The organism is Bacillus sp. Bvel1 (assembly GCF_014872755.1).
GTDB lineage: Bacteria > Bacillota > Bacilli > Bacillales > Bacillaceae > Bacillus > Bacillus velezensis.
Genome location: NZ_JAAOBZ010000008.1, coordinates 399,121 through 421,213, shown reverse-complemented (window position 1 = coordinate 421,213; position 22,093 = coordinate 399,121). Strand labels below are relative to the sequence as shown.

19 protein-coding genes are annotated in these 22,093 nt (G+C 48.8%); 13 read left to right on the top strand and 6 right to left on the bottom strand.

The window, feature by feature from the left end:
- Positions 1-13: 13 nt before the first annotated feature.
- Positions 14-2,515 carry a PEP/pyruvate-binding domain-containing protein gene (locus HAP68_RS16450; protein WP_024085856.1) on the bottom strand — a complete coding sequence of 834 codons (2,502 nt, stop codon included), beginning with the start codon at positions 2,513-2,515 and terminating at the stop codon, positions 14-16.
- Positions 2,516-2,815: 300 nt separating this feature from the next.
- Between HAP68_RS16450 and HAP68_RS16445 the strand changes: the two genes are divergently transcribed.
- The 3 genes from HAP68_RS16445 to uvrA all read left to right on the top strand — a co-directional run bounded on the left by HAP68_RS16445 (position 2,816) and on the right by uvrA (position 8,094).
- Positions 2,816-3,052 (top strand): CsbA family protein, encoded by a 237-nt coding sequence (locus HAP68_RS16445; protein WP_003151438.1) that lies wholly within the window; start codon positions 2,816-2,818, stop codon positions 3,050-3,052.
- A 175-nt stretch (positions 3,053-3,227) separates the two neighbouring features.
- Positions 3,228-5,213 carry an excinuclease ABC subunit UvrB gene (uvrB, locus tag HAP68_RS16440; RefSeq protein WP_003151439.1) on the top strand — a complete coding sequence of 662 codons (1,986 nt, stop codon included), beginning with the start codon at positions 3,228-3,230 and terminating at the stop codon, positions 5,211-5,213.
- Between the two features lie 7 nt (positions 5,214-5,220).
- Positions 5,221-8,094, top strand: coding sequence for an excinuclease ABC subunit UvrA (uvrA, locus tag HAP68_RS16435; RefSeq protein ID WP_024085855.1), 2,874 nt, complete (start codon positions 5,221-5,223; stop codon positions 8,092-8,094).
- A 48-nt stretch (positions 8,095-8,142) separates the two neighbouring features.
- Here uvrA and HAP68_RS16430 read toward each other — a convergent pair whose 3' ends face one another.
- Positions 8,143-8,382: a hypothetical protein gene (locus HAP68_RS16430; protein WP_003151443.1), complete on the bottom strand. Its 240-nt coding sequence runs from the start codon at positions 8,380-8,382 to the stop codon at positions 8,143-8,145.
- A gap of 198 nt (positions 8,383-8,580) precedes the next feature.
- Between HAP68_RS16430 and HAP68_RS16425 the strand changes: the two genes are divergently transcribed.
- From HAP68_RS16425 to HAP68_RS16400, 6 genes are all read left to right on the top strand, one after another.
- Positions 8,581-8,907: a hypothetical protein gene (locus HAP68_RS16425; RefSeq protein ID WP_003151444.1), complete on the top strand. Its 327-nt coding sequence runs from the start codon at positions 8,581-8,583 to the stop codon at positions 8,905-8,907.
- A 24-nt stretch (positions 8,908-8,931) separates the two neighbouring features.
- Entirely contained in the window at positions 8,932-10,029 is a 1,098-nt protein-coding gene (locus tag HAP68_RS16420) for a DUF4097 family beta strand repeat-containing protein (RefSeq protein ID WP_003151446.1), read from the top strand.
- 4 nt (positions 10,030-10,033) lie between these two features.
- A complete protein-coding gene (locus HAP68_RS16415) occupies positions 10,034-10,228 on the top strand; it encodes a PspC domain-containing protein (protein WP_003151448.1) in 195 nt (64 codons plus the stop codon).
- Positions 10,229-10,588, top strand: a complete 360-nt coding sequence (locus HAP68_RS16410) for a phage holin family protein (protein WP_003151449.1) — start codon at positions 10,229-10,231, stop codon at positions 10,586-10,588.
- Positions 10,589-10,681: 93 nt separating this feature from the next.
- A complete protein-coding gene (locus tag HAP68_RS16405) occupies positions 10,682-14,551 on the top strand; it encodes a metallophosphoesterase (RefSeq protein ID WP_024085854.1) in 3,870 nt (1,289 codons plus the stop codon).
- A 156-nt stretch (positions 14,552-14,707) separates the two neighbouring features.
- A complete protein-coding gene (locus tag HAP68_RS16400; RefSeq protein WP_014305913.1) occupies positions 14,708-15,283 on the top strand; it encodes a TetR/AcrR family transcriptional regulator in 576 nt (191 codons plus the stop codon).
- Between the two features lie 144 nt (positions 15,284-15,427).
- On the opposite strand, the gene HAP68_RS16395 is transcribed toward HAP68_RS16400, so the two are convergent.
- Genes HAP68_RS16395 through nagA form a run of 3 tightly spaced genes read right to left on the bottom strand, consistent with a single transcriptional unit; the run spans position 15,428 to position 18,085 of the window.
- On the bottom strand, positions 15,428-16,159 hold the full coding sequence (locus tag HAP68_RS16395; protein ID WP_003151452.1) for a GntR family transcriptional regulator: 732 nt from the start codon (positions 16,157-16,159) through the stop codon (positions 15,428-15,430).
- A gap of 13 nt (positions 16,160-16,172) precedes the next feature.
- On the bottom strand, positions 16,173-16,898 hold the full coding sequence (gene nagB / locus HAP68_RS16390; RefSeq protein ID WP_003151453.1) for a glucosamine-6-phosphate deaminase: 726 nt from the start codon (positions 16,896-16,898) through the stop codon (positions 16,173-16,175).
- The gene (gene nagA, locus HAP68_RS16385) at positions 16,895-18,085 is read right to left on the bottom strand and encodes an N-acetylglucosamine-6-phosphate deacetylase (RefSeq protein WP_024085853.1); all 1,191 of its coding nucleotides are present in this window, start codon (positions 18,083-18,085) and stop codon (positions 16,895-16,897) included. The genes nagB and nagA overlap by 4 nt, the downstream gene beginning before the upstream one ends.
- Positions 18,086-18,254: 169 nt before the next feature.
- On the opposite strand from nagA, the gene hprK reads away from it, so the two are divergent.
- From hprK to HAP68_RS16365, 4 genes are read left to right on the top strand one after another with little or no spacing between them, the layout of a single operon-like run.
- Complete coding sequence (gene hprK / locus HAP68_RS16380) at positions 18,255-19,187, top strand: HPr(Ser) kinase/phosphatase (protein WP_003151456.1); 933 nt, start codon at positions 18,255-18,257, stop codon at positions 19,185-19,187.
- A gap of 14 nt (positions 19,188-19,201) precedes the next feature.
- Positions 19,202-20,017, top strand: coding sequence for a prolipoprotein diacylglyceryl transferase (gene lgt, locus HAP68_RS16375; RefSeq protein ID WP_024085852.1), 816 nt, complete (start codon positions 19,202-19,204; stop codon positions 20,015-20,017).
- 25 nt (positions 20,018-20,042) lie between these two features.
- Entirely contained in the window at positions 20,043-20,693 is a 651-nt protein-coding gene (gene ppaX / locus HAP68_RS16370) for a pyrophosphatase PpaX (RefSeq protein ID WP_024085851.1), read from the top strand.
- Between the two features lie 3 nt (positions 20,694-20,696).
- Complete coding sequence (locus tag HAP68_RS16365) at positions 20,697-21,215, top strand: acyltransferase (RefSeq protein ID WP_024085850.1); 519 nt, start codon at positions 20,697-20,699, stop codon at positions 21,213-21,215.
- Between the two features lie 16 nt (positions 21,216-21,231).
- Here HAP68_RS16365 and HAP68_RS16360 read toward each other — a convergent pair whose 3' ends face one another.
- A complete protein-coding gene (locus tag HAP68_RS16360; RefSeq protein WP_003151460.1) occupies positions 21,232-21,957 on the bottom strand; it encodes a C39 family peptidase in 726 nt (241 codons plus the stop codon).
- Between the last annotated feature and the right edge of the window lie 136 nt (positions 21,958-22,093).

The following is a 22,093-nucleotide window of genomic DNA, read 5'->3' as shown; positions in this document are numbered from 1 at the left end:
TAAAGAGGGAAACCTAGCATGAAGCGCGTTTGACAATCGTAATCTTGCCGTTTGTCCCGTCTACCGTGACGATATCTCCGTCGTTGAGCCTGTCAGTCGCGGCACGTGTGCCGAGAACGGCCGGGAGCCCGTATTCTCTCGCGATGATCGCCGCATGTGACAGGATGCCGCCCGTGTCCGTAATGACGGCCTTTGCATCCTGGAACAGACTGGTCCAAAGCGGTGTCGTCATTTTGCAGACAAGCACGTCTCCTGTTGAAAAACGGGAAAATTCACTTGCGTCACGAATGACTTTCACCGGTCCGCTTGCGATTCCGCTTGACGCTGCAAGTCCGTAAATTTGATGTTCAGTGTTTTTTTCATCTTCTGTGATGGAGCCGGTAATCTGTTCAGCCGTTTTCAGCTGTTCCGAAGTCGGAGTCCCGAGATAAGCGGGGGCTTCAAGCAATTGATATTGCTGGAAGAGCCGTTTTCGTTCAGCGGCTTTTTCCTGCATCGGAACCGGCGACGCCAGCGCTTTCTCGACTTCATCGCTGTATAAGTACCACATATCCTCCCGATCATCGATTACGTCTTGTTTTTGAAGCAGCTCGCCGATTTTCAGAAGGCAAAGGCGCGCTTTGGCGTCCAGCATCGCATCAATATAAAAATGGTGATCATCTTTGATGACGGATGAAGACAATGTCCACTGATAATAGCGATCAAACGTCTCCCGGAAGCCGTCATCTTCAATTCTATCCATAAAGTCGGCGTAGAGCTGTTTTCGTTTTTCTATCGTTTTATGAAACTCACTGTCAAAATCGTATCCGTTTCGGACATAGTTCTGAATGTTGGCCAAAGCGAAATAAGGGTTTTCCGCCCAAGTTTCTTCAATGAGATCATGACTTTTCACGGATCTCCAGCCGTATTCCTGTAAAAATTCGCCGACTTGTTCGAGAAAGCGTTTTCCCTCATTTGATTGCAGAAGCGTCTGATGCAGCTCATCGGCATGAGAAACCGTAAAGACGCGCCGCAGCTCAGGGCTGTCTTTTACTTGTCCGGAAAGCAGCCAGAGCTGTCTGTCGGTCTCCAATGACTTATTCATGACGCCGGCCAGCATTTCATACAGAAGGAAGGTGTTTTCTTTCTCAACCTGTCCGTACATAGATTCCAGTATCATGTTTAACGCAACCTGCGGAAAGACAATATTGAAATGTTCTGCGTATCCTTTTAAATAGAAGTCTTGCAGGTTTCGGAACGCATCAATGGCAGTCTCCGGCGTATGGTCTGTATGCGCCAGTTCGTCCAGCTTTTGATAAAAAGGCAGAAAGGTTTCCTGAATAATATCGTACATGCGGTCAGCCAAGACGGGGAAAAGCGCTTCTAACTGTTCTGCGGGCAGCTTGTCGTCCGTCTTATGCTGTCTGGAAAAAACATGGCCCTGATGAAGTTTGACACGCTCAATCTCGATGCCCATCACAGGGAAGGTCTTCGTGCTCTCTTTGAGGCCGTATTCCAAAGCCGGCACAATGAGTGAAGCGAATAACGGGCTGACGGGACCTTCTATATTGGACTCCATATTGAGCCAAAAATCTTTCTGATCCCGGGGCGTCATGATAAATTCCCGTTCTTCGTCTGCCGCTTTCTGATCCTGCGCGATCGTTGTAATCGGTCTGGCCTGAAGCAGATAGAGCTTATTTTCGGCAAATCCGAACTCGAGATCCACGGGATAACCGTACAGTTCTTCCGTCTTTATCGTCAGCATGGCAAGCTCTTTGACGCTCTCGTCATCAAGGCAGAAACGGTTTCTCATGTCAGCGGACGTCTCTTTTTCCGTCACGCCTTCGTCTTTAGAGACGATATACATTTCTTTTAAGCCGATTTCTTTTTCAATCTGAAATGTGTCTTTATTGACGATAAATGTGTCGGGCGTCACGCTGCCGGAGACGATTGCTTCTCCGAGGCCGTAGCTCGCGCTGATCATCAGTTCTCCGTCATCATGTGTGACGGGGTTGCGGCTGAAAATGACCCCTGAAACCTCGGAATTGATCAGACCTTGCACGACAACGCCCATTAACGGTTCTGCGGTGTCATTGTTCATTTTCTCTTTATAACCGCTGACCCGCGCCGAGAAGAAGGAAGCCCAGCACTCTTTCACTTTTCCGAGAAACTCTTCTTCAGTTTTGATATTTAAATAGGTTTCGTACTGGCCCGCGAAAGAAGCGCCTTCAAGATCTTCGGACGCGGAGGAGGAACGTACGGCGACAGAGGCGTATGATTCTCTCAATTCATAAAACGACGCTGTCAGTTCCTCCCGAAGCTCTTTTGAAAACGTGCCGTTCATAATGGCGCGCTCCATCTGTTCCTGATCTGCTTGAAGCCCGTTGTCTTCCATAAAACGTGTCAGGGCATTCGTCTGAATGATAAAACCGCCGGGAACGGGCAGCCCGTTTTTCGTCAGTTTAATCAGGTTCATTCCTTTTGCTCCTGCAGAGCGGCTCGATTCTTCCGCTTTTTGAAATCGCACTGAATACATGCGGTATGACCCCCTTTTTTTCTTCATCCAAGAAAATGATAGTAAACACTATCATTACATTGTAAAGAGGGAGGAAGAAACTGTCAAAGATACAAAGACCTAAACCTTCTCATCCTTTCGGCTGAAGAAAGGTAATTCGATTCATCTGGTTAATGGTTCAATGGATTTATATTCACATTTTCTTTGACAGATGATTGAAGACTGCCGAAAAAGGGTATTGTGATAGCAGGGGAACGATTGTCCGATTCTTCATTTTTTACTATAATCAGATGAGATGAAGAATTCCCGAGGAGGGTTTTTGTGATTACAAAAGCCGTTTTTGCATTATGTTTCCCTTTTATGCTGGTCGTCCTTTTTACGCGCGTCACGTTTAACCACTATGTGGCGATCGCTCTCACAGCCGCACTGCTTTTCGCATCCTATTTAAAGGGTTACACCGAAACGTATTTTATCGTTGGATTGGATGTCGTATCGCTGGTGGCCGGAGGGCTGTACATGGCCAAAAAAGAAGCAGACAAAAAGAAAGACAATGCCTGACATGGTGAATATGAAATAGAATGCCTGCTTTTACGCCATAAAAGCAGGTTTTTTATACAAAAATTGACTTGGTAAAAATAAACCATCGAACTTTAGTTCGTATTTTTAGTGATTTTGCCCGTCATTGTGTTACTATATCAATAGGAAGATTTCGTAAAGAAACGGAGGCTTTTTTGTGAAAGATCGTTTTGAGTTAGTCTCGAAATATCAGCCCCAGGGAGATCAGCCGCAAGCGATTGAGAAGCTTGTCAAAGGCATACAGGAAGGCAGAAAACACCAGACTCTCCTGGGTGCGACAGGGACGGGCAAAACCTTTACCGTGTCCAATCTGATTAAAGAAGTGAACAAACCGACACTGGTCATTGCCCATAACAAAACCCTTGCTGGACAGCTGTACAGCGAGTTTAAGGAGTTTTTCCCGAACAACGCTGTCGAGTATTTTGTCAGCTATTACGATTACTATCAGCCGGAGGCGTACGTGCCTCAAACGGATACTTTTATAGAGAAAGACGCAAGCATTAATGATGAAATTGATAAACTGAGACACTCCGCGACATCCTCTCTGTTTGAACGGAGAGATGTCATCATTATCGCGAGTGTGTCATGCATATACGGCCTCGGTTCGCCTGAAGAATACCGGGAAATGGTCGTGTCGCTCAGACCGGAAATGGAGATTGAGCGGAACGAGCTGCTGAGAAAGCTTGTGGATATCCAGTATGCCCGCAATGATATCGACTTTCAGCGCGGGACGTTCCGCGTGCGCGGCGACGTTGTGGAAATCTTTCCGGCTTCCCGTGACGAACATTGTATCAGAGTGGAATTTTTCGGAGACGAAATTGAGCGGATCAGGGAGGTCGACGCTTTGACCGGAGAAATTCTCGGCGACCGTGACCATGTCGCGATTTTCCCGGCTTCCCACTTCGTCACCCGGGCGGAAAAGATGGAAAAAGCGATTCTGAATATTGAACAGGAGCTTGAGGAGCGCTTGAAAGTGATGCACGAAAACGGCAAGCTCCTTGAAGCGCAGCGGCTTGAGCAGCGGACGAGGTATGATCTTGAAATGATGCGGGAAATGGGTTTTTGCTCAGGGATCGAGAACTATTCAAGACATTTGACGCTCCGTCCGCCGGGCTCTACGCCGTATACGCTGCTTGATTATTTTCCGGACGATTTTATGATTGTCGTTGATGAATCACATGTGACGATTCCGCAGGTGCGCGGCATGTTCAACGGTGACCAGGCGAGAAAACAGGTGCTTGTCGATCACGGGTTCCGCCTCCCGTCAGCGCTTGACAACCGTCCGCTCCGATTCGAGGAATTTGAAAAGCATATGCACAATATCGTGTACGTGTCGGCGACTCCGGGACCGTATGAAATTGAGCATACGCCGGAAATGATCGAGCAGATCATCAGACCGACGGGACTCCTCGATCCCCTCATTGACGTCCGTCCGATCGAAGGACAGATTGATGATTTGATCGGCGAGATTCAGGCGAGGATTGAACGGAATGAACGCGTTCTCGTGACGACTTTAACGAAAAAAATGTCAGAGGATCTGACCGATTATCTCAAGGAAATCGGCATCAAGGTCAATTATCTGCATTCCGAGATTAAGACGCTTGAACGGATTGAAATCATCCGTGACCTCCGCCTCGGAAAACATGATGTGTTAATCGGCATCAACCTGCTGAGGGAAGGGCTTGATATTCCGGAAGTGTCACTTGTCGCCATTCTCGATGCGGATAAAGAAGGCTTCCTCCGTTCTGAACGTTCGCTGATTCAGACGATCGGACGGGCGGCACGAAACGCGGAAGGCCGCGTCATCATGTATGCCGATAAAATCACGAATTCGATGGAGATCGCAATTAATGAAACGAAGCGCCGACGGGAACAGCAGGAGCGCTTTAACGAAATTCACGGCATTACGCCGCAAACGATCAATAAGGAAATCCGCGATGTGATCCGCGCGACGCAGGCCGCTGAGGATAAAGAAGAATATAAAACAAAAGCCGCGCCTAAACTGGCGAAGATGACGAAGAAAGAACGCCAGAAAGTCGTTGAGCAAATGGAGCACGAAATGAAAGAAGCGGCCAGAGCGCTTGATTTCGAGCGGGCGGCAGAGCTTCGTGATTTACTGTTAGAGCTTAAAGCGGAAGGATGATGAACACATGGCAATTGACCGGATCGAGGTGAAAGGCGCAAGGGCGCACAATTTAAAAAACATTGATGTAACGATTCCCCGGGATCAGCTCGTCGTCGTGACGGGGCTGTCCGGATCGGGAAAATCATCCCTTGCCTTTGACACCATTTACGCGGAAGGACAGAGGCGGTATGTTGAATCGCTTTCTGCCTATGCGCGCCAATTTTTAGGGCAGATGGATAAGCCGGACGTTGATGCGATCGAAGGGCTTTCTCCGGCGATCAGCATTGATCAGAAAACGACGAGCCGCAATCCGCGGTCAACCGTCGGAACAGTAACGGAGATTTATGATTATCTCCGGCTCTTATACGCGAGAGTCGGGAAGCCGCACTGCCCGGAGCACGGCATTGAAATTACGTCGCAAACGATCGAACAGATGGTTGACCGGATTCTTGAATATCCGGAGCGGACGAAGCTTCAAGTGCTTGCGCCGATCATCTCAGGCAGAAAAGGCGCCCATGTCAAAGTGCTTGACCAAATCAGAAAGCAAGGTTACGTAAGGGTGCGGATTGACGGAGAAATGGCCGAGCTTTCCGACGATATTGAACTTGAAAAAAACAAAAAGCATTCCATTGAAGTGGTCATTGACCGGATTGTCGTCAAGGAAGGGGTTGCCGCCCGGCTTTCCGACTCACTGGAAACCGCGCTCCGCTTAGGGGAAGGCCGTGTCATGATAGATGTCATCGGTCAGGAAGAGCTGATGTTCAGCGAGCATCACGCCTGTCCGCTGTGCGGTTTTTCTATCGGGGAGCTTGAACCCCGGCTGTTTTCGTTTAACAGCCCGTTCGGCGCCTGCCCGACTTGCGACGGTCTCGGCTTGAAGCTGGAAGTGGACCCTGAGCTCGTCATTCCCAATCCTGAACTGTCATTAAAGGAACACGCCATTGCGCCGTGGACGCCGATCAGTTCACAATATTATCCGCAGCTGCTTCAGGCGGTCTGCCGCCATTACGGCATTGATATGGAGATTCCGGTCAAAGACCTGCCGAAGCATCAGCTTGATAAAGTGCTGTACGGCAGCGGCAATGAACGGATATACTTTAAATACGAGAATGATTTCGGACAAGTGCGCGAAAATGAAATTGAATTTGAAGGTGTGCTGCGCAATATTGAGAGACGGTATAAAGAGACAAGCTCCGATTATATCCGTGAACAGATGGAGCAGTACATGTCACAGAAGCCGTGCCCGACGTGCAAAGGCTACCGGCTGAAGAAAGAAGCGCTTGCCGTTTTGGTCAACGGGCGCCACATCGGCACCATTACCGAGCTTTCCGTCGGCGATGCGCTGGAATTTTTCAAAAACCTGACGCTGTCTGAGAAAGATATGCAGATTGCCGATTTAATTTTAAGAGAGATTGTGGAGCGTCTCAGCTTTTTAGATAAAGTCGGTCTTGATTACCTGACGCTGAGCAGGGCGGCGGGAACGCTGTCAGGCGGAGAAGCCCAGCGTATCAGGCTTGCGACGCAGATCGGCTCCCGTTTGTCAGGCGTCCTGTACATTCTTGATGAACCGTCCATCGGCCTTCACCAGCGTGACAATGACCGTCTGATCAGCGCGCTGAAAAACATGAGGGATCTCGGCAATACACTGATTGTCGTGGAGCATGATGAAGATACGATGATGGCTGCCGATTACTTGATAGATATCGGCCCGGGCGCCGGCATTCACGGCGGCCGCGTCATATCGGCGGGGACGCCTGAAGAAGTGATGAATGATGCGGATTCTCTGACCGGACGTTATTTGTCAGGGGCTCAATTCATCCCGATGCCTCCGGAGAGAAGAAAGCCTGACGGCCGGTTCATTGAAATCAAAGGCGCTTCAGAAAACAACCTGAAAAAAGCGAACGCCAAATTCCCGCTCGGCACTTTTACGGCGGTGACAGGTGTGTCCGGTTCGGGAAAAAGCACGCTTGTGAATGAAATTCTGCATAAGGCGCTTGCGCAAAAGCTTCATAAAGCCAAAGCGAAACCGGGAAGCCATAAAGAGATCAAAGGCCTTGACCACCTTGATAAGGTGATCGACATCGACCAGGCGCCGATCGGCCGGACACCGAGATCAAATCCGGCAACTTACACGGGTGTGTTTGATGATATCCGCGATGTATTCGCGCAGACAAATGAAGCAAAGGTGCGCGGCTATAAAAAAGGCCGGTTCAGTTTTAATGTAAAAGGCGGGCGCTGTGAGGCCTGCCGCGGCGACGGCATCATCAAAATTGAGATGCACTTCCTTCCTGACGTGTACGTTCCGTGTGAAGTGTGCCACGGCAAACGTTACAACCGGGAGACGCTTGAGGTCACATACAAAGGAAAAAGCATTTCCGACGTTCTGGATATGACGGTGGAAGATGCTCTGTCTTTCTTTGAAAATATCCCGAAAATCAAACGCAAGCTTCAAACGCTTGCTGATGTCGGACTTGGGTATGTGACGCTCGGCCAGCCGGCGACGACGCTGTCAGGCGGAGAAGCGCAGCGCGTCAAGCTCGCTTCCGAGCTGCATAAGCGTTCCACCGGCCGGACGCTGTATATTCTGGACGAACCGACGACAGGCCTCCACGTTGATGATATCGCAAGGCTTTTGGTTGTGCTTCAAAGACTCGTCGATAACGGTGATACCGTTTTGGTCATTGAACACAATCTCGATATCATTAAAACGGCGGACTACATCGTCGATCTGGGACCTGAAGGCGGAGCGGGCGGCGGCACGATCGTAGCCTCCGGAACGCCTGAAGAAGTTGTCGAAGTGAAAGAATCATATACGGGCCGCTATCTGAAACCGGTAATGGAACGCGATAAAAAACGGATGAAAACATTGCTGGCCGAAAAAGAAACGGCAGCCACGTAATAGATCAATAAAAACAGCCCAAAACTCATCGGTTTTGGGCTGTTGTTGTTACAGGCTTTTTTTCTGTTGGGGAAGCTGTCTGCTTAAATGCATTAAGTCCTGCAGAATATGGGTGCTGCTGCTGTCCAGCAGCACTTTTATATATTGGATATCATGGGAAATGGGAAGAGGGGCTGCTTTGATCTGTTCCAATTCAGCCAGCATTTCGCTGTTCATTCTTTTCTGTTCGCGAATTAAATTTCGAAGACTCTCTTCCGTTACTTGGGCGTTTTCGGGATCTTTCTCCATTTGTATGTCCTCCTTGCATACGGTCAGGCTTTGTTACATATTGTAATCGGTTCGGGGAAAAGATTCTATAGTGAAATCTCTGAAACCAAAAATTACGTATAACGAAGCATGTCCTTAGCATGAAAATGAAACCCGCTCATTCGTCATACGTATGTATAAGGAATGGTTTTTTATATCACGGCACAGGGAGTGTTTTTATTGAACCGAAATCAAGCGATTATCGCATCAATCTGTTATTTCAGCGTGTTTCTCGCGCCGCTCATTCTTCCGATTGTGGCTTACTTTGTCGTCGATGAAAAAGAGACGAAGCGGCATGCCATGCGTGCTCTGATTTCCCATATCATTCCGTTTGCGGGCTTGCTGATTGTGACCGCCGGTGTTGTCGGCGGATTGATTACGGCCCAGGGGGAGAGTATGGTGCCCGTTTTTGTTATGATAACAGGAGCAGCTGTTTATTTTCTGATCCTCATCGGAATGGTCATTTGGAATATCGTGCAGGGAATTAAGGTGTTACGCCAGGTGTAAGAAAAGTCGGGGGAGGAGTTTTGTATGAAACAGGAGAAAGAACGGATTTTAAAGCTTGTGGAAGACGGCATGCTGACGGCGCAGGAAGCACTGACGCTCATTGAAAAACTGGATCATGAATATAAAGAAAAAGAAGATCAGATCACCGCGTTATCTGCGGAGGTTCAGGAACCTGCGGAAGATTTCGAAAGCGGTGCAAAAGGAAGCCAAAAGCCGTCGCTCGGGGCGAAGCTGTTCGACTGGATTGATTCTGCCGTCAAAAAAGTGAAGGAAGCGGATCTTGATCTGAATTTCGGCCACGCACACGAAGTGCAGCATATTTTTCAATTTAAAGACAGTGAATTCTCGGCCATTGATATGCAGATCGCAAACGGCAGCGTCAATATCGTGCCGTGGGCGGATGAAGATATCAGAGCGGAGTGCCAGGCGAAAGTGTACCGGGCGGACAGTCAGGAGGCGGCGCGCACCGCATTTCTTCAGCATATTGAGTGTGAAGTGAAGGGCAATAAGTTTTTTGTCCGCACGGAAAAGAAAACGATGAAAACCAATGTTACGCTTTATGTTCCCCAGAAAGAGTACGATAAGATAAGAGTGAAGCTGTTTAACGGACCGATCAGAGGGGAACATTTACATGTAAAAGAATTCTCGGCGAAAACGACAAACGGCGTTCTGTCATTCTCTCATTTGACGGCTGAGAAAGCGTCGGCGGAAACGGCTAACGGACAAATCAAGCTGGCCGGACATCAATGCGGCGCGATTGAAGCGGAAACGATCAACGGCTTGATTGATTTGCGCGGATCGAGTGAATCCATTGACGTTCAAAGCTTTAACGGCAATATCATGCTTACCGTGACAGCGCCGCACTGCCGCTCCATCTACACGAAAACGACGACCGGAAACGTGGAGATCGCTCTGCCTGATGATTCGGCGGTGAAAGCGGAGCTCAAAAGCAATCTCGGCTCTCTCAGCCATGAGCTGATTGATGCGGAAATTTTAAAGGAAAAGAATGATACCATTCAAAAAGAACTGATGCTGGCATCAAATCAAGGCCATGATCAGCATCTCTCGATTTTCTCAGAATCGTTAACAGGAGCCATTAAGCTCAAGCATACTCAGAGGTGATTGGATGAAAAGACTTTACCGTTCAGAAAAAAACCGTAAAATCGCCGGCGTCGTCGGCGGTTTGGCGGAGTACATCAATATGGATGCGTCGCTTTTGCGCATTATCACCGTTGTATTAGCGCTTGTCACGAGCGGAATCGTGCCGATTGTATATATTATCTGGTGTTTTGTTGTACCATTAGAAGGAGATTTGAAATAAATGATCAAATGGGCAGTCAGCATTTTAGTAAATGCTTTATTATTAATCGTTATCGCGGGATATTTTGATTCCGTCCATATCAGCAGTATCGGAGCGGCTGTCATCGCCAGTGTGATTCTTTCTGTGTTAAATGTGCTGATCAAACCGATCATCGTCATATTGACATTGCCTGTCACGGTTGTGACCCTCGGCCTCTTTCTGTTTGTCATCAACGCCATTACGTTAATGATGACCGCAGCAATGATGGGAGACAGCTTTCAGATTGACGGGTTCGGCACCGCCATTTGGGCATCCGTCGTGCTGTCCGTTTTCCACTTGCTGATCCAAAAAGGCATATTGGAGCCGCTTAGAAAAGGATAAAAAACAAGCTGTCCCGAGAGGGCAGCTTTTTTATGTGCGGTTTACATAAGCGGCAGCCTCCTGACGCAACATAATGCATAGGGAGGTAATGAGATGAAACTTGTGATGACGCTCTTTTTTCTGATTGGTTTGCTTTGTGTGAGTCCTTCTGCGGATGCGGCGCGCAAAGAATCGGCAATCCCCGTGAATCAGCAGGAATTCGGACAGCCGCCTCATTACATACCGCTTCTGGAGAATCCTCCCCAAATCGAAGTAAAGGCGGAAATGAAAAGAAATCTGTTCATACAGGCTCATGTACGGAATGCTGACTATCAAGCGTTTTCGGCGTTTCTTTTTTATAAACAAAGCAATGAGCTGGGGTTTAAGATGGTGCCGATGGAGCCCGCGCCAGGCGCAATCCGGCTTTTTACGGCCCAGGTTTCAAAACGGGATATCTGGAATGGAGAATTGGAATATTACCTTGTTTTCACCAACGGCAGACAGCGGGCGGAATCGGAGAAAAAGCGGCTGAAGCTGGACGGCTATCAAGCCGATTTGAATCATATTCCCGAGCTGATGATTACGGAGCTTGCGGTTGATACGAAAAATGAAGACGGCGCTGATGCCTATGAATTTATCGAGGTGTATAACACGACGGACAGGCCCATTCATTTTAAAGACTATCATATCCGCTACCGCTATCCGAAGGAAGGGCCGGAATCAGATATGATATGGAGGCCGAAAGAAGATACCGTCATTCCGTCAGGCGGGACTTACGTGTTTTGGCTGAGACGCGCCGCATCAGAACTGACGATAGATGATTTCAACCGCTATTACGGGACACGTCTGAAGGAAGGAGAACATCTCGCCGTCATCGAAGGGACAGACGGAATGTCCAACGGCCGCCCGCGTACGGTCGTGCTGTCGGCAAATACCGGCAAGGATATCGCCTCAGCGCAATACCGGAAACACGCTTTCCGCCGGCTGACTTCTTTGCTGTACAAATATCCGCTGAACGGAACGGGAGAATTGCTGAAGATCTCCACGAGCGAGCATAAGCCGTCACCGGGCTCCGTTTTTCAGGCGCAGATTCCGCAGCAGAAAAGGGTGATCAAACCGGACAAGGAAAAACCGGTCATCGAAGACCTTACAGACAGAAAGCCCGTCCGGCCCGCTGAAAGCATTGAATTAAAGGCTGACATAAAAGACAAAAACCTTGTCAAAACAGCCGCGTTTTATTACCGGACCAATGAGAAAAAACCATTCAAACGAATTCTGGCCGAAAAAGACCGCAACGACAGCTTATACCATCACATTCTTTATTCCCCGGAACTGCTCGGCCAGGATCAGCTTGAGTATTATATCGCAGCCAGTGATGGAGAAAATGAAGCAAAAACGCCCGTCAAGATGATTGACATTGAACAGACGAGCAAATCACACGGACTCAGAATGAATGTTGAACCGGAAGATACGATATCCGGCACCTATCTGCTCAAAGCGACTTCCGACGTCAGCGCCGATGAGATCAAGCTGTGGATTGACGGCAAGCGGCAGGAGACCCGGCCGGCGCTGGAAAAAGAGGTCTATTTCGCCTTCGATGCCCGGAAAACGAATCTTTATTTTCAAAACACCGTCATGATGGAAAACGAGGTGCTGCACATTTTTGACGATCCGTCTCACCGCTACAGAACGCACTCGGTTCTGCTTCCGGAACGTCTGCTGCTAAAAGGGGGCAAAACACAGAAAGTATCCATCCGTTCGGGCTCAAAGGTTTCTCCGTATGACACGGGAGAGAATCGGGATGATTTTGTCGTGAAACATGCCCGTCTGGTGCTTTCGGACGGAACGGTGATCAAAGACGGGAAGACGGACCCGTCCGAGCAGCTGTTTATCGGTGACGGCAGGCGGGCGAATCAGCAGAAGACCTTCTCATTCAGCCTGCCGGATCATTTGTTTACGTCACGGCTGCTGCCGTGGAACACGGCGAAGCTTTCGGAAGGCTATCACCATATTTTTGTCAGTGACGGTGAGGAGCAGCTGAGCCAATCTGTGAGGGTGGACAATTCGGGGCCGAAGATTGTCCCGGGTATTAAAGAAGGCGCGGCGCTGAAAGGTAATGTTGAGCTGAATGCGGACATCCGTGATAAATGGAGCAAAGTGGAAGAGGTGAAAGCGTTTTTGGACGGAGAAAGCATTACGCTCCCGCATCACACGTCATCAGCCGATCTCAAGCCCGGAAAGCACACCCTTACTATCATTGCGGCAGACCTTGCCGGAAATGAAACAACGTCCGTCCGCACCTTCCATATTAAACGGGAGGAGCCGAACCAGCCGGAGCTTGCCGGTCAAAAAATCGGCGCCCGCAAAGCAAAGCTGTCCGTCCGGGTAAAAGACCCGACGATGGATGACATGAATGTATCATTTTATCGCGGCTTCCGTTATACCGCGCGGAATCCGGGCAGCGTGAAAGTGTATAAACACGCCTCATTAACGGAACCGCCGAAGGGTGTAAAAGAAAATGAAATGCCGTTTACCCTGCCGGAAATGAACCGTATCTCGGCAAATGACGGAAAAACCGTTTCGGCGGAAAGTATGGAGCGTTTTCCTTATCACCGGTTCGAAGTCTCCGTTGACCCGTCTATCGACGAAACGGATCTGGCCGAGGCGGTCTGGAAAGGAAGCTCTCTGCCCGGCCGAAAGGTAACCATGTATATTTGGAATTACCGGACAAGCCGCTGGCAGGAGGCGGACAGCGTCCTTGCCAAAGATAAAAAGCCGTTTACATTAAAAGCCGCCGTTTCCGCAGCGGATGTGGTGAAGAACTCAAAAATGAATGTCATCGTGCAGGATCAAATACCGGCGAAAGGCAATTACACGTTTGTCTGGATGTCGGATACACAGTATTACGCACAAGGGCACCCGCACATTTTTGACAAAATGACGGAGTGGATCAAAGAAAATAAGGAAAAGCACAATATTAAATATGTCTTTCATACCGGTGATATTGTCGATGATTCAATGGTGATGAAACAGTGGAAAAACGCCGATCACTCCATGCGGACGCTTGACAAGGCGGGGATTCCGTACGGAGTGCTTGCCGGCAATCACGACGTCGGCCATAAAGACGGCACATACCGAACCTTCGGGGATTTCTTCGGGAGCCGCCGGTTTGAACAGAACATGCATTACGGCGGATCATACAAAAATAACCGCGGGCATTATGATCTGCTGTCGGCAAGCGGGAACGATTTTATTATGATTTATATGGGCTGGGGCATTACGGAACAAGAGATTGACTGGATCAATCAAGTGCTGAAGAGGTATCCGGACCGAACCGCCATCTTATGCTTTCATGAGTACTTGCTTGTGAGCGGAAATCGAAGCCCGATCGGGGAGACGATCTATCGAAAAGTCGTCAAGCCGAATCGCAATGTGGCGATGGTATTAAGCGGCCATTACCATAACGCCATGAAAAAAACCGATGCGCTTGACGATGACGGAGACGGAAAACCGGACCGCCTCGTCCACCAAATTCTGACCGACTACCAGGACGGTCCGGAAGGGGGGCAGGGCTTTATGCGCATAATGCAATTTGATCAGGCCGCCAATCAGGTTCACATGTTCTCCTACTCGCCGTACACGGATGACATCAATTACTATGACACCGATCTGTTCGCTGATAAAGACGAATTCTCAGCAGAAATGGATTTACAGCCGAAGAGGAAAAGGGTAGCGACTGATTATTTTGAATGCAACGTTTATACGAACGAACTGCTCGGTCATAAAAAACACGTAAAAAGCGGAAAAACCGCAAATTGGGTCTGGGACGGCCTGCAGCCTGATTCCGTTTATTACTGGTACACCGTCGTGAAGGACCCGTACAACGGCAAAACAATATCACCGCTGTGGATGTTCAAAACGGGAAATACGCCGTATCACCCGGCTCCGGATCAGTTTGATTTCAGGCATGCCTCAAACCCATAGCAAAAACATACACCTGCCGATCGGTCAGAAGAAAATCTGACGGTCAGCAGGTTTTTTTCTGTAACATGCATGGCGGTACTAAGTGTTTTTGACTTTTTTATGTCCCTTTTCTATACTAAAATCGATTGGTTTTCGTAATATGCAGGAGGAAACATAATGAACAGTAAAACCGGGACAAAAGAAAGAATTATTCAAACCTCTGCATATCTTTTTCAGATTCAGGGATACCATGCGACTGGTTTGAATCAAATTATAAAAGAGAGCGGAGCACCCAGAGGGTCAGTGTATCATCACTTTCCAAACGGAAAAGAAGAACTCGCCATTGCGGCGATCAAATATACGGGAAGATGCGTTGAAAAGCAGATACAGAATAGTATGTCTCAATCCGCGGACCCTGTAGAAGCGATTCAGCACTTTATTCATGTAACGGCTGAACAGTTTAATGATCCGCAGAATATTGAGGGCGTGCCGGTTGGATTGCTGGCGGGTGAGACCGCTCTGATCAATGAAACGTTAAGATGCACATGTGTTGAGGTGTTCAAGAAGTGGACGGATGTGTTTGCGGCAAAATTTCTTGAGCATGGGTTTGAACAAGAGGAAGCGGAGAAGCTTGGGATGACAATCAACTCGATGATTGAAGGCGCAATCATGTTTTCATTGGCTCATAAAAACAAAGAACCGCTGCTGCTGATTTCAAAGCAGGTTCCGTATATTGTCCAAAACAGAGGATAGCATTTTATTACTCTTTTCTTTATAAAAATAGATACCGGAACCCCAGCCTCTTCGTTTTGACAGAGTCATAGAGAACATTCACCGGCTTGATTTGAAAATGGCAGATCAAAAAAACATCTCCAACCCGTAACGGTTGGAGATGTTTCATTTCACCCTGTCCATATAATGCACGAATGTGTAGCGGTCGCCTCTGTAGGCGGATTTGACGTGCTCAAAGGCAGTGCCGTCCTGCAGATAAGTGGTCCGCTTGATATAGAGGACGGGGGCGCCGGGCTGGATACCGAGCAGCTCAGCTTCTTCCTCGGAAGCGGTTCCCGGTTCAAGCTCTTGTTTTGCCCGTGAGATCGGCATCTGATTGTACGCTTCAATATGCTCATACATGGATGATTGAAAATGGGAGGCATCCAATTTTCCCGCCTTGTCAAACGGGATATACGATGCCTCAATCGCCATCGGGATATCATTTGCCAGCCGGACGCGGATGATTTTATGAAGCGTTGCCGGATAGCCGCACCCCAGGATAGAAGATAATTCTTCCGTCGCCTGAATCAGCTGGTATTCGGCAAGTCTGCTCCCCGGCTTCATGCCCCGGCTTCTCATATCTTCGGTGAAGCTTGTCAGCCCTTGAAGCGGCTGTTCCATCTTCAGTTTGCTGACGAACGTTCCCCGGCCTTTCTGTCTGTATAAAAATCCTTCATTCACCAAATTGGAAAGCGCCTGACGCACCGTCATTCGGCTGATGCCGAATTGTTCGGCGTATTCCCGCTCCGACGGAAGCAGCGCATCCGCTTTCAGCTCGCCGTTTTTGATTTGTGTTTTTAATTGTTCCATAATCTGAAAGTAAATCGGAATCGGAGATTGTTTATCAATCTGCATAGGTCAAATCCTTTCAATCGCCGCCCGCAGCCTTTTCATCAATCAAGACCGTCACATCCGGATGCGCGTGCAGGGCGGAGGCGGGGAATGCTTCGCTGACGCGCCCGTCCAGAAGCTGCTTCACCGCTTGGGCCTTGCTTTTTCCGGATGCCATGATCAGAATCCGTTTGCCGGACAAAATCGTCCCGATCCCCATTGTCAGGGCTTTTTCAGGGACTTGATCAATTGACGGAAAGTACCGCGCATTCGCCTGTCTTGTCTCTTCATTCAGCTCAACGACATGGGTTCGGGATTCAAATGGCGTCCCGGGTTCATTAAAGCCGATATGGCCGTTGTGTCCGATGCCTAAAAGCTGTATATCCGCTCCGCCGAGTGTTTGAATCAATCGGTCATAGCGCCCGCATTCGGCATCAAGATCGTCTGCCCGTCCGTCAGGGAGAAAGTGGCGGTCCTTTCGGCTGTCGATATGTGCAAAAAAATGTGTATTCATATAATAATGATAGCTGTTTTTGTCCTCGGGAGAAAGCCCGGCGTATTCATCAAGGTTGATCGTCGTGACATTCCGGAACGACAAGCCTTCTGAGCGGTGCATCCGCACAAGTTCTTTGTATACGCCTTCAGGAGTGCCCCCCGTCGCAAGGCCGAGAACGGCATCCGGCTTTTGTTTCACTGTTTCAGCGATAATCGCTGCGGCTTTTTCACTTAATTCTTCATAATGTCTGCATGTGATAACGTTCATGTCCAATCAGCCTCCCTTGAGATATATGCGGTGTTTCCGCGGCAAATCGTGGTCAGCACGCCGCACTGTCCGTCCGTCAGAACAACGTCGGCGTCTTTTCCTTCGGCGATGCTTCCTTTACGGTCGAATATGCCGAGGCGGCGGGCCGCATTTGCCGATGTCATATTTGCTATATCCAGCCATGAGCATTTTGTAAACCTGCGCATGAGCGCCGCGCCTTCATTCATTTTTAAAATGGAACCGGCCAGCGTTCCGTCAGAGAGAAGCGCCGTGTCACCGCGAACGGTGACTTTTTGCCCGCCGAATTCGTATTCTCCGTCCTTAAGCCCTTTTGCCCGCATGGAGTCTGTAATCATGATCAGGTTTTGGCTTCCTTTCGCCAAATAGGCAAGCTTTACAGCCAGAGGATGAGAATGAATGCCGTCAGTGATCAGCTCCGCCGTGATGCGGCCGCAGGCGAGAGCCGTGCCGATGCCCCCCGGCTCACGGTGATGAAAGGAGCTCATGGCGTTAAAGAGGTGCGTCATATGCACCGCCCCGGCATCCGCCGCTTTTTGTAAAAGCTCGGCTCCTGCGTCTGTGTGTCCCATTGAGGGGATGATGTTTTGGTTTTTTAAATAACGGATCAGGCTGAAATCAGGATCTTCTTCCGGCGCAAGCGTCACGATTTTGATCAGCCCTCCCGAGAGCCGCTCCCATTTCTGAAAGAGCCCGGCATCAGCAGGAGTAATCCATTGTTTCGGCTGTGCTCCCGCCTTTTTCGGAGAGACAAACGGTCCTTCTAAATGAATGCCGATCAACTCAGCGCCTTTTTGGGTCTCCGATGAGGAAGACGCCCATTTTTTGGCGTTGATGAGCGCTTTTTCAATGTTTTCGTGCTGCTGTGTGATCGTTGTCGCTAAAAAAGCGGTTGTTCCTTCTTCGGGCAGCCGGGCGGACAGTGTATCAAGAGCCGCAACATCGGCATCCATCGTATCCGCGCCGTATCCGCCGTGAATATGGATATCAATCATTCCGGGAAGCGCATACGAGCCCTCGGGCGCCTTCCATTCCTTCTCATACGTTTCTTGCGGCCTTGTTTTTCCCGCGTAAGAAATGATGCCGTCCTTTATACCGAGAAAACCGTTTCGGATGATTTCTTTTTCTGTTACGATGTCCGCACCGCTGATTAACAAGCTTTCAGCCACTTTAAAACACGCCTTTCTGGTTAGTTGTTAGTTTTATTTTACTCCTTTTCAGACTAGTTATCTAGACCAGTTATGCCGGAATTGTATAAATCTGTTTTGGTTCAGACGGTAAAGTGATAAAATATAACTGTTCAAAGCTCGGAACATCCCAGAACAGGAGGAACATATCTTGGCAAAGGTTCGGACCAAAGACGTAATGGAACAGTTCCATTTAGAATTGATCAGCGGAGAAGAAGGGATTAACCGCCCGATTACGATGAGTGATTTATCACGGCCCGGTATTGAAATCGCCGGTTATTTTACATATTACCCGAGAGAACGGGTGCAGCTTTTAGGAAAAACGGAGCTGTCATTTTTCGATCAGCTTCCCGAGGAAGATAAGAAACAGCGGATGAAATCGCTGTGCACCGATGTGACGCCGGCTATCATACTTTCCAGAGATATGCCGATCCCGCCGGAGCTTGTAGAAGCTTCCGAGCAAAACGGCGTGCCTGTGCTCAGATCCCCTCTGAAAACAACCAGGCTGTCAAGCAGGCTGACGAATTTTCTTGAAAGCCGTCTCGCGCCGACAACGGCCATTCACGGCGTGCTTGTGGATATATACGGCGTCGGCGTGCTCATTACGGGAAAAAGCGGCGTCGGTAAAAGTGAAACGGCGCTGGAGCTTGTCAAACGAGGCCATCGTCTTGTCGCGGATGACTGCGTTGAAATCCGGCAGGAGGATCAGGATACCCTTGTCGGGAACGCGCCTGATCTGATTGAGCATCTGCTCGAAATCAGGGGGCTCGGCATTATAAATGTCATGACGCTGTTCGGGGCGGGCGCCGTCAGAAGCAATAAAAGAATTACAATCGTCATGGACCTTGAGCTTTGGGAGCAAGGAAAGCAATACGACCGTCTCGGACTTGAAGAAGAAAAAATGAAAATCATTGATACGGAAATTACAAAACTGACCATTCCCGTCCGCCCGGGGCGGAATCTCGCCGTTATTATCGAAGTTGCGGCGATGAACTTCAGATTGAAGCGGATGGGCTTAAATGCTGCCGAACAATTCACGAATAAGCTGGCGGATGTCATTGAGGACGGCGAACAAGACGAATAGGAGTTGGCAATAATATGAATGAAGCTGGAACACCAATCAATCCGATTGCCTTGCAGCTCGGGCCTTTATCCGTGCACTGGTACGGCATCATTATCGGCGCGGGCGCGTTATTAGGGCTTTGGATGGCCATGAGGGAGAGTGAAAAGCGGGGGCTGAAAAAGGACATTTTTATTGATCTTGTTCTTTTCGCCATCCCGATCGCAATCATTTGCGCAAGGGCATATTATGTGCTTTTCGAGTGGAGCTATTACTCGGAACACCCCGGGGAAATCATTAAAACTTGGAAAGGCGGCATTGCGATTCACGGCGGATTAATCGGCGCGATCGCAACGGGAATTGTCTTTTCAAAAGTAAGAGGCATCTCATTCTGGAAGCTGGCGGATATTGCCGCGCCGAGTATTCTGCTCGGCCAGGCCATCGGACGCTGGGGGAACTTTATCAACCAGGAGGCTCACGGTGGAGCGGTCAGCCGGTCATTTTTAGAAAGTCTGCATCTTCCGAATTTCATCATTAATCAGATGTACATAGACGGACAATATTATCACCCGACGTTTTTGTATGAATCGCTGTGGAGTTTTGCGGGCGTCGTGATTCTGCTTCTGCTCCGCCGCGTGAACCTGCGCAGGGGCAATCTGTTTTTGACGTATGTGATCTGGTATTCAATCGGCAGATACTTTATTGAGGGAATGCGGACGGACAGCCTGATGCTTACGAGCCAGCTTCGGATCGCGCAGGTCATTTCCATTGTGCTGATTGTACTTGCGATTATTTTAATGATTTTCAGACGCATGAAGGGGTATGCCGATAAGCGGTATGCTGACACGGACTGACGACTGAAATCGGAAAGGACATAAGATGACTGATAAACATGTAACCGCCATTTTATTCGATCTCGACGGCACGCTGATTGACACGAATGAACTGATTATCGCTTCTTACCTTCATACGCTTGATCATTATTGCCCGGGGCAGTTTAAAAGGGAAGATGTGCTTCCGTTTATCGGCCCGCCTCTGTACGAAACGTTTTCAGGCATTAATGCCGAAAAGTGCGATGAGATGATCAGCATGTACAGAGCATTCAACCATGAAAAGCACGATGAGCTCGTCACGGAGTACGAAACGGTTTATGAAACGCTGGATGAATTGAAAAAAGCGGGCTATCAGCTTGGTATTGTCACTACTAAGCTGAGGGATACAGTCAATATGGGATTGAAGCTGACAGGCATCGGGGCGTTTTTCGATACTGTCGTCACGCTTGATGATGTTAAGCAGCCGAAGCCTGACCCCGAGCCTGTGCGGCTTGCGCTCAGCCGGCTTGGGTGCGATCCGTCGGAAGCCATCATGGTCGGTGACAATTATCACGATGTCATGGCGGGAAAAAACGCCGGCACGAAAACAGCCGGCGTCGCGTGGACGATTAAAGGCGCACAGACGCTTTCCGCCTATGAACCCGATTATATGCTCGAGAAAATGAGTGATTTATTGCACATCACCGGAGTGAAGTAACCCGTGAGAAAAACAGACCGCCATCCTGTTTCAGGTGCAAATTCATTGTGGCATGTTTATCAGACGGTTCCCTTCCTGAAGGTGATGAAAAATTTCATCATCATTCAGATTGCAAGGTATACGCCGTTTTTAAGCGTGAAAAACTGGCTGTACCGAACCTTTTTGAAAATGAATGTCGGAAAACAGACGTCATTCGCGCTGATGGTGATGCCGGATATCATGTTTCCCGAAAAAATCACTGTCGGAAAAAACAGCATTATCGGCTACAATACGACGATTTTGGCTCATGAATATTTAATACATGAGTACCGGACCGGTTTTGTCACAATCGGTGACGAGGTGATGATCGGGGCAAACACAACCATTCTGCCCGGCGTCACCATCGGGAGCGGAGCCGTTGTATCAGCCGGCACGCTGGTGCACAAAGATGTCCCGGCCGGGGCGTTTGTCGGAGGAAATCCGATGCAGGTGATTTATACGCACGAAGAAATGAAAAAACGAATGGAAAACCCCGCAGATTAACGTCAGCGGGGTTTTTTTATGACTTGATCACAATGGCCTGGCTGCCCATCTGCTTCCAGGCTTTTTCAAAGTCAGACCGGTCTGTTTTTCTGTTTTTATAGCCGTAAGGATCATTAACGTAAACATAATCGTGATCATAACCGGTTACGGCTACGCTATGCATGCTGAACGTAATGTCGATCTTTCCGTTCGGCGTATCCCAAGTCTGCATATGATCAACCGGCTTAAAGGATGTGGTGGTAATCACCCAGACCGGCCGCCCTTTTTCAAGCTGGCGGTACACTGAAGAAATGTCTTTTCCCGTAAGATCGTATACTTTGTTTCCCGCATATTCTTTGGCAAGTTTATCAATCGGCTCATGATAAACGCCTAAACCCGGGCCGTTTTCCATATCTCCGGCAAATCCTTCATTCGGATCTCCCTTCAGCCCGCTGCTGTATGTGAGCGGAACTTTATTGATTTTATCCGCCAATGTATTTTTTGACACATGATATCCGGCATTGTTCAAAATCATGGCAAGGCTGGTCACCTCACAGCCATTGTACAGTCTGGGAGAATCCATCTGTCTGTACAGAACGACATTCAGCGGTGACGCGCTCCCTTTTAACGGTGTTTTCTCATCAGGCTCGTCGGACTGCTGATTGAAAAAATTTAAATGAATATCGTTTGTATAGATGTTATATCCCAGATAGACAAGGATGGCTGTCAGAATCAGCACACATAATGTTCCAAGCGTCTTCATTATCAATTATTCTCCCTTGTTTCTGATGAAGCTGTTCTATGTATTATAGCACTTCTGCTCAATATGATTCGATCGTTCCGATATGTTTACAGGTTTGTTCATTCTTTAGCCATGTTTATGGAAAAGAATAGGCGGA

Excerpts from the sequence above, each read along its gene's own strand:
- HAP68_RS16415 (WP_003151448.1), top strand. The coding sequence starts at position 10,034 with ATGAAAAGACTTTACCGTTCAGAAAAAAACCGTAAAATCGCCGGCGTC.
- HAP68_RS16410 (WP_003151449.1), top strand. The coding sequence starts at position 10,229 with ATGATCAAATGGGCAGTCAGCATTTTAGTAAATGCTTTATTATTAATC.
- HAP68_RS16450 (WP_024085856.1), bottom strand. The coding sequence starts at position 2,515 with ATGTATTCAGTGCGATTTCAAAAAGCGGAAGAATCGAGCCGCTCTGCA.
- HAP68_RS16360 (WP_003151460.1), bottom strand. The coding sequence starts at position 21,957 with ATGAAGACGCTTGGAACATTATGTGTGCTGATTCTGACAGCCATCCTT.
- HAP68_RS16420 (WP_003151446.1), top strand. The coding sequence starts at position 8,932 with ATGAAACAGGAGAAAGAACGGATTTTAAAGCTTGTGGAAGACGGCATG.
- nagB (WP_003151453.1), bottom strand. The coding sequence starts at position 16,898 with ATGAACGTTATCACATGCAGACATTATGAAGAATTAAGTGAAAAAGCC.
- HAP68_RS16395 (WP_003151452.1), bottom strand. The coding sequence starts at position 16,159 with ATGCAGATTGATAAACAATCTCCGATTCCGATTTACTTTCAGATTATG.
- ppaX (WP_024085851.1), top strand. The coding sequence starts at position 20,043 with ATGACTGATAAACATGTAACCGCCATTTTATTCGATCTCGACGGCACG.
- lgt (WP_024085852.1), top strand. The coding sequence starts at position 19,202 with ATGAATGAAGCTGGAACACCAATCAATCCGATTGCCTTGCAGCTCGGG.
- uvrA (WP_024085855.1), top strand. The coding sequence starts at position 5,221 with ATGGCAATTGACCGGATCGAGGTGAAAGGCGCAAGGGCGCACAATTTA.
- HAP68_RS16430 (WP_003151443.1), bottom strand. The coding sequence starts at position 8,382 with ATGGAGAAAGATCCCGAAAACGCCCAAGTAACGGAAGAGAGTCTTCGA.
- HAP68_RS16400 (WP_014305913.1), top strand. The coding sequence starts at position 14,708 with ATGAACAGTAAAACCGGGACAAAAGAAAGAATTATTCAAACCTCTGCA.
- HAP68_RS16405 (WP_024085854.1), top strand. The coding sequence starts at position 10,682 with ATGAAACTTGTGATGACGCTCTTTTTTCTGATTGGTTTGCTTTGTGTG.